At 34.3% G+C, this 16,242-nt stretch carries 11 protein-coding genes and 1 pseudogene; 11 read left to right on the top strand and 1 reads right to left on the bottom strand.

Features of this window, described 5'->3' with window-relative positions; translation table 11 throughout:
- Positions 1–77 precede the first annotated feature (77 nt).
- The 9 genes and pseudogenes from murA to rsmI all read left to right on the top strand — a co-directional run bounded on the left by murA (position 78) and on the right by rsmI (position 9,807).
- Positions 78–1,379, top strand: a complete 1,302-nt coding sequence (gene murA, locus ACZLXV_RS05580) for a UDP-N-acetylglucosamine 1-carboxyvinyltransferase (protein ID WP_482382763.1) — start codon at positions 78–80, stop codon at positions 1,377–1,379.
- A gap of 28 nt (positions 1,380–1,407) precedes the next feature.
- The gene (locus tag ACZLXV_RS05575; protein WP_482382762.1) at positions 1,408–2,607 is read left to right on the top strand and encodes a DnaJ domain-containing protein; all 1,200 of its coding nucleotides are present in this window, start codon (positions 1,408–1,410) and stop codon (positions 2,605–2,607) included.
- 12 nt (positions 2,608–2,619) lie between these two features.
- A complete protein-coding gene (locus ACZLXV_RS05570) occupies positions 2,620–4,722 on the top strand; it encodes an immunoglobulin-like domain-containing protein (protein ID WP_482382761.1) in 2,103 nt (700 codons plus the stop codon).
- 20 nt (positions 4,723–4,742) lie between these two features.
- Positions 4,743–5,375 carry a dTMP kinase gene (gene tmk / locus ACZLXV_RS05565; protein ID WP_482382760.1) on the top strand — a complete coding sequence of 211 codons (633 nt, stop codon included), beginning with the start codon at positions 4,743–4,745 and terminating at the stop codon, positions 5,373–5,375.
- A 121-nt stretch (positions 5,376–5,496) separates the two neighbouring features.
- Positions 5,497–5,937 carry a YaaR family protein gene (locus tag ACZLXV_RS05560; protein ID WP_022223773.1) on the top strand — a complete coding sequence of 147 codons (441 nt, stop codon included), beginning with the start codon at positions 5,497–5,499 and terminating at the stop codon, positions 5,935–5,937.
- A 36-nt stretch (positions 5,938–5,973) separates the two neighbouring features.
- Positions 5,974–6,963 (top strand): DNA polymerase III subunit delta', encoded by a 990-nt coding sequence (gene holB, locus ACZLXV_RS05555; RefSeq protein WP_367335057.1) that lies wholly within the window; start codon positions 5,974–5,976, stop codon positions 6,961–6,963.
- 61 nt (positions 6,964–7,024) lie between these two features.
- A pseudogene (locus ACZLXV_RS05550) lies at positions 7,025–7,835 on the top strand (PSP1 domain-containing protein); the annotation flags it as partial.
- 359 nt (positions 7,836–8,194) lie between these two features.
- Positions 8,195–8,950: a tRNA1(Val) (adenine(37)-N6)-methyltransferase gene (locus ACZLXV_RS05545; RefSeq protein ID WP_482382759.1), complete on the top strand. Its 756-nt coding sequence runs from the start codon at positions 8,195–8,197 to the stop codon at positions 8,948–8,950.
- Positions 8,947–9,807 (top strand): 16S rRNA (cytidine(1402)-2'-O)-methyltransferase, encoded by an 861-nt coding sequence (gene rsmI, locus ACZLXV_RS05540; RefSeq protein WP_482382758.1) that lies wholly within the window; start codon positions 8,947–8,949, stop codon positions 9,805–9,807. Before ACZLXV_RS05545 ends, rsmI begins: the two co-directional genes overlap by 4 nt.
- A 3-nt stretch (positions 9,808–9,810) precedes the next feature.
- Here the strand turns inward: rsmI and ACZLXV_RS05535 are convergent, their stop codons facing one another.
- A complete protein-coding gene (locus ACZLXV_RS05535; RefSeq protein ID WP_482382757.1) occupies positions 9,811–10,215 on the bottom strand; it encodes a hypothetical protein in 405 nt (134 codons plus the stop codon).
- Positions 10,216–10,373: 158 nt separating this feature from the next.
- On the opposite strand from ACZLXV_RS05535, the gene ACZLXV_RS05530 reads away from it, so the two are divergent.
- Positions 10,374–12,890: a hypothetical protein gene (locus tag ACZLXV_RS05530; RefSeq protein ID WP_482382756.1), complete on the top strand. Its 2,517-nt coding sequence runs from the start codon at positions 10,374–10,376 to the stop codon at positions 12,888–12,890.
- A gap of 1,378 nt (positions 12,891–14,268) precedes the next feature.
- Positions 14,269–15,822, top strand: coding sequence for a leucine-rich repeat domain-containing protein (locus tag ACZLXV_RS05525; RefSeq protein ID WP_022223781.1), 1,554 nt, complete (start codon positions 14,269–14,271; stop codon positions 15,820–15,822).
- Positions 15,823–16,242 lie beyond the last annotated feature (420 nt).

The following is a 16,242-nucleotide window of genomic DNA, read 5'->3' as shown; positions in this document are numbered from 1 at the left end:
ATAAAAAAATACTTATATGAATATAACAAACTTGATATAAATAAAAAATAAAAATATCCGTTCTAATGAGGTGCAAAATGGAAAATCAGTATATTATAAAAGGCGGTACTCCACTCAAGGGTGAAGTAACTATCGGGGGGGCCAAAAATGCAGCACTCGGAATACTCGCTGCTGCAATCATGACAGATGAAACAGTTACTATTGACAATTTACCTGACGTTCGTGACATAAATGTTTTGTTACAGGCTATAGAGGGAATAGGTGCTACAGTTGAGCGCATCGATGCCCACACTGTAAGAATTAACGGAAGTACCATCGGAAATATTACCATTGACTATGATTCTATCAGAAAAATAAGAGCTTCATACTATCTTCTCGGTGCATTACTTGGGAAATATAAAAAAGCACAGGTTGCTCTTCCGGGAGGCTGTGACATCGGAAGCCGTCCTATCGACCAGCATTTAAAAGGCTTTAGAGCACTCGGTGCTACAGTTACTATCGAACATGGTATGATAAACACTTTCGCAGACTCACTTCTGGGAAATCATATCTTCCTCGACGTTGTATCTGTAGGTGCTACTATAAATATTATGCTTGCTTCCTGTATGGCTGAGGGTCGTACTGTTATTGAGAATGCCGCAAAAGAACCGCATATAGTTGATGTAGCAAACTTCCTTAACAGCATGGGAGCAGACATTAAGGGTGCAGGTACAGATAAAATCCGTATAAACGGTGTATCTAAACTCCACTCAAGCGAATATTCAATAATTCCGGATCAGATTGAAGCCGGAACATTTATGGTTGCCGCTGCTGCGACACACGGTGATGTCCTCATCAAAAATGTTATTCCAAAACATTTAGAGGCAATATCCGTAAAACTTATAGAAATCGGTGCTACAGTTGAAGAATATGATGATGCTGTAAGAGTTTCTTCTGACCACAGACTTGGTCATACTCAGATAAAAACTCTTCCATATCCGGGATTTCCTACGGATATGCAGCCTCAGATAGCAACACTTCTCGCCCTTTCAACAGGTACAAGTACCGTTACTGAAAGCATATTTGAAAACCGTTTCAAATATGTAGACGAACTTTCCCGCATGGGAGCTTCCATCAAAGTTGAGGGAAATGTTGCAATTATCGAAGGTGTTGAGGGATTTACGGGTGCTGCCATAACTGCGCCTGATTTGCGTGCCGGTGCGGCATTGGTTGTTGCCGGACTTGTAGCAGAAGGCTATACAACTATCGACTCAATTCATTTTATTGAACGTGGATATGAAAACTTTGAAGGAAAAATGACAGCTCTCGGTGCATCTATGGAAAAAATTCCTGTCGATGACGAACGTGCCGTTATGAAATTCAAACTAAAAGTAAGTTAATATATACAAATAAGGGCAGGCTTTTGGCTTGCCCTTGCTTGCAATGAGGGGGTGTATTAAAATTTATCCTTTTAACTTTAAGGACTATTATCAGATTTTACAGGTACATTATGATGCATCGCCTGATGTTATCAAAGCAGCCTATAGAAAACTTTGTACATTGTACCACCCTGATGTAAGCCACAATCCCAACGAGGACAAGCGTATGCTCGAGATAAACGAAGCATACAATATTCTTTCAAACCCTGATAAACGAACAGCATATCATAAACAATGGCTTGAAAACCGCACTATGCGCTCAAAAAATGTTTATACTGCTGCCTCATTCAGCTGTTCTTTGACAAGTATGTCAGCAAAAGATGTTCTTGACAGATTCTTTCACGCACTTCTCACTAGAAACTGGACGAATGCTTACTCCTGCCTTACGCTAGAGGATCAGGAAAAATTTTCACTTGAAGAATTTAGTGCTTGGAAAGAAGCTGTAAACTCATGTTTTGAAATGCAGGATTACAGAATATCTTTTTACAAAAACTATCATAAATGCCGTCTCGAGGGCATTATTTATCCACAGGTAACAGAATTTGCAGTTGTGATAAACGACACCGATTTGCAATTGTCACAAACTTCGCAGAATGTATCTCACAAATACGTTGCCTATGACGGAAATTCGTGGAAAGTATGCCTTGGAATGCATTCTCTCAAACAGGCAACATTAAAATTTAAGCTGATGGCAGCAAGGCGACAAAATTATGACCCTGTTTTGATTTATAATAATGCCGTATCAAGAAATGACCCTTTGACAGGATTGCTAAGTGAAAGAGGATTTTATGACGATGCATTTAAAGAGATTGAAAGACACAAACGATACAACAATCCTGTATCATTTGCCGTTTTTCAGATTGACTGTGAAAAAACTGACAGAGAGTTATATTGTCTTTGTCAATGTGCCAGCATAATAAAAACAGAATGCCGCATAAACGATATTATCGCAAGACTCGGAAATAAACAGATAATATGCCTGTTTGCCGAAACAAACGAACTTCAGGCAACAGCCGCAGTCAACAAATTTTTACATGCCATCAAACAGCGTCAAAGCGAACCTTTTACAGTAAACGCCGGCATTATGCAATACAACAAAGTTCATTCTCTTGAAGATACCGTTTTTTCTATTTCTTCAAATGTAAGCAAACAGAAAAACACCATAAAGATGAACAATATACACATATAAGGGGGACTAAGTATGACTACAAACAAAAACGAAAAACAACAGACATACAGACTGCTTATTGTAAGTCTTTTTCTTGTCTTGGCAGCGTTTTTCTGCTTTTCAAACAAATCATTTGCTGCTACCAAAAAAACAACATTAAAAAAAACTTCGGCATCAATTTATGTAAACGGTACATATACAATATCTTTAAAAAATAAAATTACAAACGCAACTTATTTTTATACTTCAAACAAAACATCTATTGCCAAAGTTTCCGCAAAAGGTGTTATTACAGGCCGTGGAAAAGGTACTGCGAAAATCAATGTGCGTTATAAATACAAGGGAAACTTTAAACGTGTCGGCTCATTTAAAGTAACAGTAAAAAAATCTTTATTAAAAGGTGATTATAAAAAAGTAACTGCCACAGTAGGGGATGTTCTTAACCCTTCTGATTATCTGAGCAGCGAGAACACATCAGCCGAATATGAGATTACAAGCAGCTCATTACAGGTTGCATCTGTTGCCACAAGCGGTGCTATTACTTGTCTGAAAGCAGGTACTACTTCACTCACTATACACGAAATCTACAATAACAAAAATCGTAAAATAGGCAGCATTGAACTTACTGTAATAGGTGCATCTCTTCGCACTAACTATTTTAAAATCGCCTACCTCAACACTCTTCCGTTAGATGAAATTGTTGAGAACACCGATGAAAATGCAGTCTATTCTTTGATTTCAGATTCAACAGATATATACAAATATCTTGATTTGTCAAATAGCGGCATTATATCAACAGTCACCGGAAACAGTGTTAAAAGCTTTAACATAACTATGATAGAGACAAAATTTACCGGCGAGACAAGAACCATCGGAACATTTGAGCTTGAACTCACCAATGAACCGTTCATATCAGAAACCAACCAGTCTATTAAAATAGGACTTGGTGCAACTCTGTCACTCTCCGATTATGAGGGAATTAACATAACAAACCGGCGCTCAGGTGCAACTTATTCATTCAAGCCAAAGGATACAAGCATTATCTCAAACGATATGGTTGCAACAAAACACGGAACAACTACCGTGGAAATAGAGGAAACTTATCTCAACAAAGTTACCACTCTCGATGAGACAGTAGAAGTTACCGTAACAACGGCTTCAATAAAAAAAGAACTCAGCTTAAATGGATTTACGACAATGGTCGATGGTGACATTTACGGTGATTTTCCGGTTGACTGCCGTGACCATACAAAAACATATCATTATGAGGCAGAGAACACTTCAATCTGTACTGTAACAACAGGAGGTACAGATGCAGACCAGGATTACCTTGTAATCTCTCCTTTAAAAGTCGGTGTAACTTCAATTTCCGTATTTGAAACAGTTACCGGAACATCTACAAAAGAAAGAGTCGGAAGCTTCAAAGTAACAGTTAAAGAAGATACAAGTGAACTTCCAAATATAGCAAAATTAAAAGCAAGCGACATCATAAGAAATATATCATTTACACATAATAACAAAACTGTAAACGGTGTAATCAGTACTACAAATCTTACATGTAACTTCTATGATGCCAGCGGCGGATTTATTGACTACGGTACAAAATTTTCAGAGTTAACACGTGGAAGTTTCACAATGATACTCAAAAAATCAAAATATATTGTTAAAAATGCTGAGGCAAGCAACGGTGGCACTGTATGGACATTTACAATAGACCTCGGTGACACTGACCACACACTTGTAAATGTGCCGGTAGTGTTAACTGCTTCCAGACTTGACCCTAGCACATTTATTGATAATATTGTTGTAAAACTCGGACCAACAACAAATAAAATAACTGACATCGGTACAACAGGTATTTTATTTACTACACAGTTTACAGCAGCACAATATGTAGCAGCCGGAGCAACTGAGTACAGCAGCAATTATGCAACAAAAGTTCCTCTGAGCAGTCTTACAAATGTAAGCTGTCAGGTGAACCAGAAAACTTACAACCGAATCAATACACCTACAGCAAATGCAGCAGTAAAGAAAATAAGCACTCCTGTTACAAACGACAACAGAACATGGACATTTAATGTAGAATTTGAGAACGGTACAACACAGGCTTACACTGTATTATTAGGATTAAAATAAACTTAGGAGGCATAAATAACATGTCAGAAAAAAAAGGCAGCTTTATTGTATTTGAAGGCATTGATGGAAGCGGCAAAACAACACAGATAAATCTTTTAAAACAAAAAATAGAAGCACTTAATATAAAATGTCTTGAAACCAGAGAACCATCTGACGGGCCAATCGGCGTTATGATACGCCAATGTCTCACAGGCCGCATGCAGATGGACGAAGCTGCCCTTGCCGCTTTATTTGCGGCAGACAGGCTTGACCACATCAACAACGGCACAAACGGACTTAAAAACAAACTTGAAGATGAAATTTGTGTAATTTCAGACAGATTTGTATTGTCAAACTATGCTTATCAGAGTGTGAAAGCCCCCCTTGACTGGGTAATGAATTTAAACAGTCAAGCACTTAAAATTCTCCGCCCCGACTGCCATATATTTATTGATGTGTCTCCTGAAATTACACTTGAAAGAATGGCTCAGGGACGTTTTCAGACAGAACTTTTTGAAAACAAAACACGCCTTACCCAGGTTCGTGAAAAATATCTCGAACTCATAGAAAAACTCAGACAGACAGAAAATATAATTATTATTGACGGAAATAACTCTATAGATGAAATTGCCGCAGACATTTGGAAAAAAGTGTCATATTTATTCACCGATTGATACATGATATAAATTTGTGATATAATAAATCCATAAACATTCACATAATAAATTTTGTGACAAAATTTCGTTATGTGCAGTTATTTTTGCGTATAAGTCAAGGAAAAGGAGGGGATTGTCTTTGGATTTAAAAATTACACCTATGCAGCAGCTTCAACAGATTGAACAGGCAGCAAAAACATCAGAATCAGATGGTTCCTTTCGTTTTACTTTGCTTAGTACCATAGAAGAGCAGGAACTGCAGGCAACTCTTTTTACCATGATGGAAGAAATTACTCAACAGGGTGACAAGCTTGGTAAACGCATGGATATAAGAGACATGAAAAATTATCGTCGGCTTATAAAAGAATTTATGAATGAAATAGCTTCACATTCCCATGAATTCAGCCGTGAGAACTTTCTTGATAAAAAGGGACGCCACCGAGTATATGGTATCGTAAAAAAAATAAATCAGACCTTGGACGAACTGGCCGCAGAACTTTTAAGAGAAGAAAAAGACCACTTGGCTATACTTGGAAAAATTGACGAAATCAGAGGTCTCATACTTGATATTATCACATAATTTACTTTCATAATCATAAACAATCGGAGGTTTAATATGGCAAACTTTAATGACATTATCGGCCAGGAAAATATTAAAAAACATTTACAGACTGCTATCAAACTCGGCAATCTGTCACATGCATATATTATCAACGGAGAAGATGGTTCCGGCAGACAGACGCTTGCATCTGCACTTGCAAAAACACTTCAATGTGAAAACCGTACTTCTGATGGCGACGCATGCGGTATATGTAAATCATGCAAACAGGCAGAGTCTCACAATCATCCTGATATTATATATATCACCCATGACAAATCCAGCATAAGTGTAAATGATATCAGAGAACAGTTAAACAACGACATTTCCATCAAACCGTACAGCAGCGAATATAAAATATATATTATTCCTGACGCAAACAAAATGACCGAACAGGCACAAAATGCACTTTTAAAAACAATTGAGGAACCACCCGCATATGCTGTCATTATACTTCTCACAGAAAATGTGGACAGTCTTCTTCCTACAATACAATCACGCTGCGTGACACTTACCATGAATCCGTTAGACAAAGATGAAATCTGCAATTACCTTGTGAACAAACTTCAAATGGAAGATTCACAGGCACAGATAGCAGCCAACTATTGTCAGGGAAACATAGGCAAAGCAATACGATTTGCAAGTTCAAGTGATTTTATTGAAATGAAAAATCAGGTACTTAAACTTCTCAAAAATGTTGATTCAATGGATGTTCCTTCCATTATGGATACAATAAAAGAGTTTGCAAATCATAAAAATGATATAAATGATTATCTTGACCTTATGCTTTTATGGTATCGTGATGTCCTTATGTTTAAAGTTACGAAAGATGCCAATCTTTTATTATACAGTGACGAATATTCAGCCATTTCAGAACAGGCAACAAAAAGAAATTATGAGGACATCGAAAATATCATAGCCGCAATTGACAAAGCGAAAGTTCGTCTCAAAGCAAACGTAAATTTCGATGTCACAATCGAATTAATGATTCTTACAATGAAAGACTGATTTTAATTGCTGGTTACATCTATATTGTGGCCGGCAGTTAATTTTATATATGGAGGAAAAAATGATTTTAATTATAGGAGTTAGATTCCGAAAATCAGGTAAGGTATACTACTTTGATCCTACGAATCTTGACATAAATAAGGGTGACCATGTAATTGTAGAAACCGCCCGCGGAATTGAATATGGTCTTGTTGTTCTCGGCAAAAAAGAGGTAACGGATGATAAAGTAGTACAGCCTTTAAAACCGGTTATAAGAATAGCAACAAGTGAAGATGACAAAATAAATGCCGAAAATGAAGAGAAAGAAAAAGAAGCATTTGATATATGTCTTGAAAAAATTTCAAAACACGGTCTTGAAATGAAGCTTATTGATTCTGAATATACTTTTGACAAAAATAAACTTCTCTTCTATTTTACCGCTGATGGCAGAATAGATTTCAGAGAACTTGTAAAAGACCTTGCATCGATTTTCAGAACAAGAATTGAACTCAGGCAAATAGGCGTGCGCGATGAGACAAAGCTTATCGGAGGAATAGGTATATGCGGCAGACCTCTCTGCTGCCATACATTTCTTTCAGAATTTGCTCCTGTTTCAATCAAGATGGCAAAAGAACAAAACCTTTCACTCAACCCAAGCAAAATTTCCGGTGTGTGCGGCAGACTCATGTGTTGTCTGAAAAACGAACAGGAGGCCTATGAATATCTGAACGAACGTCTTCCTCATATAAATGAAAACGTTTCAACTTCAGACGGTTACAAAGGTACAGTACAAAGTGTCAGCGTTCTCAAACAGCTTGTCAAAGTCGTTATCACAAAAGAAAACGATGAAAAAGAAGTCAGAGAATATCATGTAGATGACCTCAAATTTGAAAAGAATGTAAAAAGAACATCTGCTTCACCGGGACTTACACTTCCTGATGAAGAACTTGACGAAAATGCATTAAAAGAACTTGAACAGATGGAAAAAGGTGACATTGAGGATCTTGCCGAAGAAAACGAGCAAAATAACCCTAAGGCTAAACGCCAGCAAAAAAAGAATTTTAATAAACCTAAAAAGAACTTTGAGCAAAAAAATAACTCTCGCGATACTTATCCTGAAAAAAAAGGCAAACATGGTAATCGTGAAAATTATCATCACACACAAAAGAATTTCCGTCGTGGCAATGGCAACAATAACAACGGTGGTTACAGCAACAACTACAATAATTTTAAACCTGAATAGGAATTATATATGAACAATAATATACATTTAAAAGACGGTGAACGCCTGGATGATTTGCAATTAAACAATCTGCATATAATACAAAATCCTGAAAAATTCTGCTTTGGTATGGACGCTGTATTATTATCATCGTTCGCCTCAAAAACCATACGGACAAACGACAACGTACTTGATCTTGGAACAGGCACAGGCATTCTTCCGATACTTCTTTCTGCAAAAACAAAAGCAAAGCATTACAGTGCTCTTGAAATTCAAGAAGAAAGCGTTGATATGGCAAAAAGAAGTGTATTGCTAAATAATCTTGATGAAAAAATTGATATTGTAAACGGGGATATAAAAACAGCTTCACAAATTTTTGGTGCGGCTGTTTTTGATGCTGTTACAACAAATCCACCATATATGAATGACAATCACGGTATCAAAAACCCCGATATGCCAAAAGCAATAGCAAGACATGAAATATTATGTACGCTTGATGACATAGCAAGAGAATCCTCAAAATTATTAAAAACAAGCGGACGATTTTATATGGTTCATCGCCCATTCAGAATGACTGAAATTCTGTGCACACTTGCAAAATACAAACTTGAAACAAAACGAATATGTATGGTACAGCCTTTTGTTTCAAAAGAGCCAAACATGGTTTTGATTGAAGCCGTAAAAAACGGAAAACCGTTTGTTAAATTTGAGCCACCGATAATCGTATATGATACTCCCGGTGTATATACCACACAACTTTTAAATATATATGGAGGAACAGTATGACACAAAACACTTCCGAAACAGGAACACTTTATCTTTGTGCAACACCTATAGGCAATCTCGAAGACATGACTTTCAGAGTAATAAAAACACTTAAAGAAGTTGATTTGATTGCCGCCGAGGACACAAGAAACACAATAAAGCTGCTCAATCATTTTGAAATAAAAACACCTATGACAAGTTATCACGAATACAACAAAATAGATAAAGCCAAATACCTTGTTGAAAAAATGTTAAACGGAACAAATATTGCACTTGTTACAGACGCCGGTACACCGGGTATTTCAGACCCCGGAGAAGAAATCGTAAAACAGGCATACCAGGCAGGCATAACCGTCACATCTCTCCCCGGAGCTTGTGCATGCATTACTGCGCTTACTTTATCCGGACTCTCGACAAGACGTTTTTCATTTGAAGCATTTCTTCCAACAGATAAAAAAGAAAGAAAACTCATTCTTGATTCTCTCAAGACCGAAACACGTACAACAATAATATATGAAGCTCCGCACCATTTGAAATCAACATTGGCAGAACTTTATTCATATATAGGAAACCGTAAAATAACTCTTTGCAGGGAACTAACAAAACTGCATGAAACAGTCCAGCAGATGACACTTGAATCTGCAATGGAATACTACAATACAACAGCTCCTAAGGGCGAATATGTTATGGTCATAGAAGGTATTTCCCACAGACAACTTGAAGAACAGTCTATTCAGGAATGGGAAAAAATAACCATTCAGGAACATATGGATATATACCTTACACAGGGCATGGATAAAAAATCTGCAATGAAACAGGTTGCAGCCGACAGAGGAATACCGAAACGTGAAGTATACAATTCTCTTTTAAATGACTGATAACTATATTCTGCTTTTACTTTTAATGCTGGCGTGTCTGTTTTTTCTATAAACAATCACGCCGATTAAAAGTGCATAGATTAACAAATCACCGTTTTTATCCACAAAAAAATCATTATTCTTCTGCTCATCATTATATTTTTCTGCTACCATTTTAACAATCCCATCCACAAACATTGCATCCGGAAGTTCATCGAACATTGGACTGTCTTCGTATTCGTATTTATCACACTCATCATTTATATATTTTAATATAACCCTTAACTCCATTGGCATAATATAGTCATACTTATATTCATCTCCCTGTTCCATACCGCACAAACATCCGTTATTATTTAATACTTCCACTGCCGCTAAAGGCATTATATTTCCATTCATATACATTCCATTTAATATATTTTTTTTCATAAAAATACACCATTAAATATTTTCTCTACATTATATGCTTAAGATTTTATTAAGTTCATTGCAATTTGCCCAAGATATACAAAAACAACCTTGCGTGTACGGTTTTTTCATACTATACTAATTTATTGAATAATACATTTTTATTTAGGAGGACAATCTTGAAACATTTATATAAAGCAGTAGCATTATTTTTATTATTTGGAGTGTCTGTTTTTCTCTTTAGAAAAATGATTCCTGAAGCATCTGTCGGAACGTCAAGTGCAACAGAGCTCCAGACGGCAACATTTCCAATAATGTATCTTCAACTCGGAAACGATTACACCATAAATACACTTCACGGCTACAGCAGTGAATTAAACAGTTCATCAGTAAGAGACTCAATTACTCCTCTCTCATCAGACAAATCATTTTATATTAAATTAAAAGAAAACAAATTAAAAATAAAAAAGCTTACTTACAGTTTAAAAGACATCGCAAACAACAGAGTAATAGAAACAAATACTCTTACAGCATTTGATTTAAAAAACGGTTATAAAACACTGAAAATAAAATTGTCTGAAAGTATTGATACAAGCACCGAATACGGAATGTGTTTTACGCTTACAACAAGCATGAGTAAAAAAATATATTTTTATACACGCATAAAATATTATGACAATACGGATTTCTTTTTAAAACAGAAATTAGAGTTTGTAACTAATTTCCACAATGCCACATTTAAACAAAATAAAAAGTTTAAGTATCAGAGTTACCTTGAAAGTAATACTTCAAGTAATTCATCATATGCCGACGTAGATATAAATTCCTCTCCTGAGCTTGTTACGTGGGGCAAATTAAGTCCAAAAGTTATTTCCGAAACAATTCCTACAATAAAGGAAATAAACGTCGAAACAGCGGCTATACAGTATCAGTACTATGTGCGTGCAAAAACCTCATCAGGCAATGAAACTTTTCTTATAAAGGAGTTTTACAGAGTCCGCTATTCAGGCGGCAGAATTTATCTTCTTTATTTTAAAAGAAATATGGAAGCTGATTTTAATCCAAAATTAATTTCCGTCAAGAAAAGCCAATTTAAAATAGGAATAACAAACGAGCAAAATTTTGATATTACCACAAACGAAAAAGCAAATGAAGTTGCATTTGTACGCAACGGTTCTCTTTGGTACTACAATTTAGACCGGAATACACTTCATGAAGTCTTTAGTTTTTCACAGGAAAAAACGGACTATCTCAGAGACTGTTATGACCAGCACAATATAAAAATACTTAACTTTGACGACAAAAACACCATAAATTTTGTGGTTTACGGCTATATGAACTGCGGTGATTACGAGGGACGTGTAGGTATTATACTTTACAACTATAATCCTTCAAAAAATCTGATTACCGAGCGTGTATACATTCCGCTTGAGACAACTTACCAGCAGTTAAAAGAGGACTTTGGTAAATATTGTTATGTAAATAAACAAAATATTTTCTATTTCTCCATAAATGATGTTGTATACGCTTATAATATATCATCAAGAAAATATGAAATACTTACAAAAAATGCCAATAAAGATAATTTTTCAATGATGCAGGACGCCAAATGTTTTGTATGGTCAAATGCTTCAAGTTCCGATTATGCAGAAAAGATTACTATATTAAATCTTGATACCGCAAAAAAACTCGAAGTTACGGCAAAATCAAAACAAAGTATTGTTGTTCTGGGCACAATTGACGCCAATGTAGTTTACGGATTTGTAAAAAATAAAGATATTTATGAAAACAGCAGCGGTGAACTTGTTCAGCCTGCCTACAAACTTGTAATATCAGATTGCAACGGCAATATACAGAGAGAATATCAGAACAAGGGAATTTACGTTATTTCTGCAACTGTCGATGACAATGTCATACGATTAAAAAGAGTACGCAAATCAGGAAATGGTTTCAAAGCTACCAACTCTGACAGCATACTCAATCAGAAGAAAAAAACTGCAACAACCATACGAGTTACAAAAAGAGTTACAAACCAATCGCTTACCGAAAAATATATATGCATGCCGTCCGGTTATAGCATTAAACAAATGCCGACAATACAAAAATCAAAGCATGTAACGGTAACTGAAAATACAACATTGCATCTTTCAGAGCCAGGCGATACACCTGTAAAATATTATATATATGCTTACGGTCAAATAACATCCAGCTCTACAAATGCAGCCAAAGCAATCCAAAAAGCCGATGAACAAATGGGCGTTGTTATGGATAATAAGACACATATTATTTGGGAACGTGGCGGAAAATTCCTTTCAAAAGAAGTATCAGGAATGTCTTATCCTTCAACCACCGACAGCATAAAAGGCTCAGCATATATGCTTATGCAGGCGGCTCAGGCACAGGTAGAAGAATCGAAAATCAAAGGCAGTTCGTTAATGTCAATGCTCAAAAAGCAAATTAACCAGCCTGTCGACCTTACAGGATGTACACTCGATGAAATTCTCTATTTTGTCAGCAGTGGAAAACCTGTTGTCGGTATGTTAAGTTCTTCTCATGCAGTAGTAATAACAGGCTACACAGGAAATACAGTTACATGGCTTGACCCTGTAACACACAAAAAGACAACAACGTCACTTAACTCAGCCGACAGCACATTTAAAAATGCCGGATATGTATTTGTAAGTTATATAAATTAAAGGATTTAAAAGTTGAAGTTATATAATTTATAAATACAGAACGTCAAAAAAAGAAACAGTTTAATTTTTCAGACTGTTTCTTTTTTATTGTAACTTTTTAACAAAAATAAATATAATTTTTGTTATTTTTGACACTGGAAAAATAATCAAAAACATATTAGAATGTGAAACATCTTAATTTTATTATTTGATGTGTGGAAAGGAATACCATGAAAAACCGCACACATTTATATAAAACATACCATTATTTTCGAGACATATTTCAGACTGGATTACATAGCTTACTTTTCATATCAGGAAAGCTGATATTCAGTTTGATTTTCACTATAACATTGTTAATGTTTTTCTTTGTTGTATCCGAAAAAACATCAGCGAAAAACTCTATTTTTAACTCAGACAAAAAGACGCAAATTATCAATACCCCACACAATAAACTGACACAGGCATTCAAATTAAACAAAGATGTTATCTACAGTGACACCTTAAACAAATCAGCAATAAACTTTTATTATATAAGCAGCCCTAAAACTGACTATACATTATATATAAAATGCCCCGGTGAAACTATTTCACAAAAATATATCCAAATATTTGACAGCACATACAAAGAGCTTGATTATAAATTACAGAAAAAATCGTCGTATTTATGCATCAACTTATCCACTCCGCTATCTGACATATCAGATAAAACATGTATATATATTTCTATAGGCAGCATATCAACTGTTAATAATAAAATATATATTCTTTATACAAAAACCGAGACATCAAAAACTAAAAGCAGCACATCAAACAAACCAAAAACCGGAGATAAAATTAAGAAAACACAGACAAACAAAACTACAAGTAAAAAACATAACAATATAAAGCCCCAGACAGCTGTCAGCAATTCCAAAAAAGATACAGCTGCCAACAGCAAACCTAAAACAAATAAAGCAACACAAAATAAGACAACACACACAAAGCCTGTCAAAATAAATAAACACAAAAATAAGACAACACGCACAAAGCCTGTCAAAGTAAATAAACGCAAAAATAAGAAACTTAAAACTAACACCAAAAAACATGCAGCCAAAAAGAATAACAAAAAACTCACACCTAAACTACAAGGAATTTCACTTTCAAAACATTATATTTTATTAAAAAAAAGAAATTCACTGCAATTAAATTTTACTACTCAACCTGCAAATTTACATGGTTGTAAATACATTTGGACAACTACCAACCCTAAAGTTGCATCTGTTTCCTCCGGAAAAATAACCGCAAAATCCACCGGGCTGGCTGTCGTTAAATTAAAGATAATTCACAATCAGATTGTCAAAACATCAACTTGTACCGTACGTGTCACATTATAAAAAGAAAGGGGGTTAAGGTTACTATGCCTAAAAGAAATCAAACTACAATAAAAAGAAGAAAGGACACCACCATAACAACAAAATTTTTGCCAAATAAAATCCGAAAAATTGTTTCTTCTTTTGAAAATATTTATGTATCAAATAATACCTGCGTATTAAAATTTTTTGATAAAAACAATAATATAAAAATATTAAAAATATCTGTTTGCAACAAGGATGAATATAGACTGCTTATGATTTTAAAGCAGTCGGACAATAAATATTTATTAAAACCGGAAATAATTCAAAAACAAAATGAATTTATTTATGCTGTTTTTCCATATAAAAAAACGCTTATAGAACACTTATCTTCAAATAATTTGACTTTTTACAATTTAGTTGATTTAGCAATTGACTTGTGCCTTGGAATAATTTTTATACACAAAAATAAATTTTTACATTTGGATATTTCTCCCGATAATATTTTTGTGAATGAGGACAATTCTTTTTGTATAGGCGACTACTCTTCTGTGCAAAAAACGGTTAAAAAAATTAAACACGCCAACTTATATTTGACCCCCGGTTTTTCACCTCCCGAATTTAATTCACTGTCAACCGGCTCTCAAACAATTATCAATGAATTGTCAGATGAATATTCAATAGCAAAAACTATTCTTTCAATTTGCAATATACATAACAAACAAACTATTGATAATAATACTGATACTAACGAACAAACTAAAATTGATAAAAAATTTATCAATATAATAAATAAAGCATGTTCGGAAGTCCAGGCTTTCCGATATGCATCAGTATATGAATTTAAAAATGCTCTGGTAACATACGGGAAAAAAAATAAAACACGACCAGATACATACAACTTTAATCTGAATATAAATACTTCAGACAGTTTATTTGATAGCTTAAAAACAATACCAATAACAAAAAAAGCTGATGATGCCGTCACAAATAAACTTGTTACATTTTTTAATACACCCGCCTTTATTACAATAGCAATTCTGCTTGCTATACTGCTGCCATGTGCAGCATTGTATAATATATTTTTTATTTCAAATACAGACAAAGTACCCATGGCACACCAAACTGAAATTGTAACTGTTACAAACGAACCTGTCACGTTGCAGCTTGAAGAATTTGATGTTAAACAAAATATTATAACATCAATATCTATTAACATATTAAATAATATTGCAGGCAATAATATTGATGCAGCTTCACTAAAAATATTATCTGCAAATGACAATTCCATTACTGATATAACCGGAATTACTGCATTTAAAAATATTGAAGAACTTTATCTTTCTTCAAATAAAATAACAGATATTGATGCTCTGACTAAACTAAAAAAATTAAATACTTTAGTTATCTCATCAAATTCAATTGACAATATCAGTATGTTACCTCAAATACAAACCCTTAAAAATCTTGATTTATCATACAACCAAAAACTAAAAAACATAGAGCCGCTTTTAAAACTGAAATCACTTAAACTGCTATGTATAACCGATACAGGCATTACACAAAAAGATATTTTAAAATTAAAAAAAGCACTTCCATATTGTGAAATAATATATTAAAGAAAGAGAGATGATATTTATGAATACTATTTTTAACTCAAAATCAAACAACAATAAAAACGATTTATTATTTATTGCACATCCAATTTTATTTATATTTTTTTATATCATTCTGTTAACAATAACCCTTTTATATATTCCTAAAATTTCAGGTGCAAAAAATACAAATGAACCCACTCCAAAATTTCAAAATAAATATAATACAATATATGTAGGCAAATCCTATAAATATATCATTTTAAATAAACCACAAAACTCATCTGTCAGGTTTTCCATAAACAATAAAAAGCTTGCGAAACTTAACTCAAATACCGGATTATTATTAGCGAAAAAAAAAGGAACTGTCAAATTAAAAGCTGAAATTAAAAACAAAAATAAAAGTATAATTTTAACAAAACATATAACCATAAAATATAAAAC

The organism is Butyribacter sp. (assembly GCF_056818865.1).
This window is presented reverse-complemented; position numbering and strand designations above follow the sequence as displayed.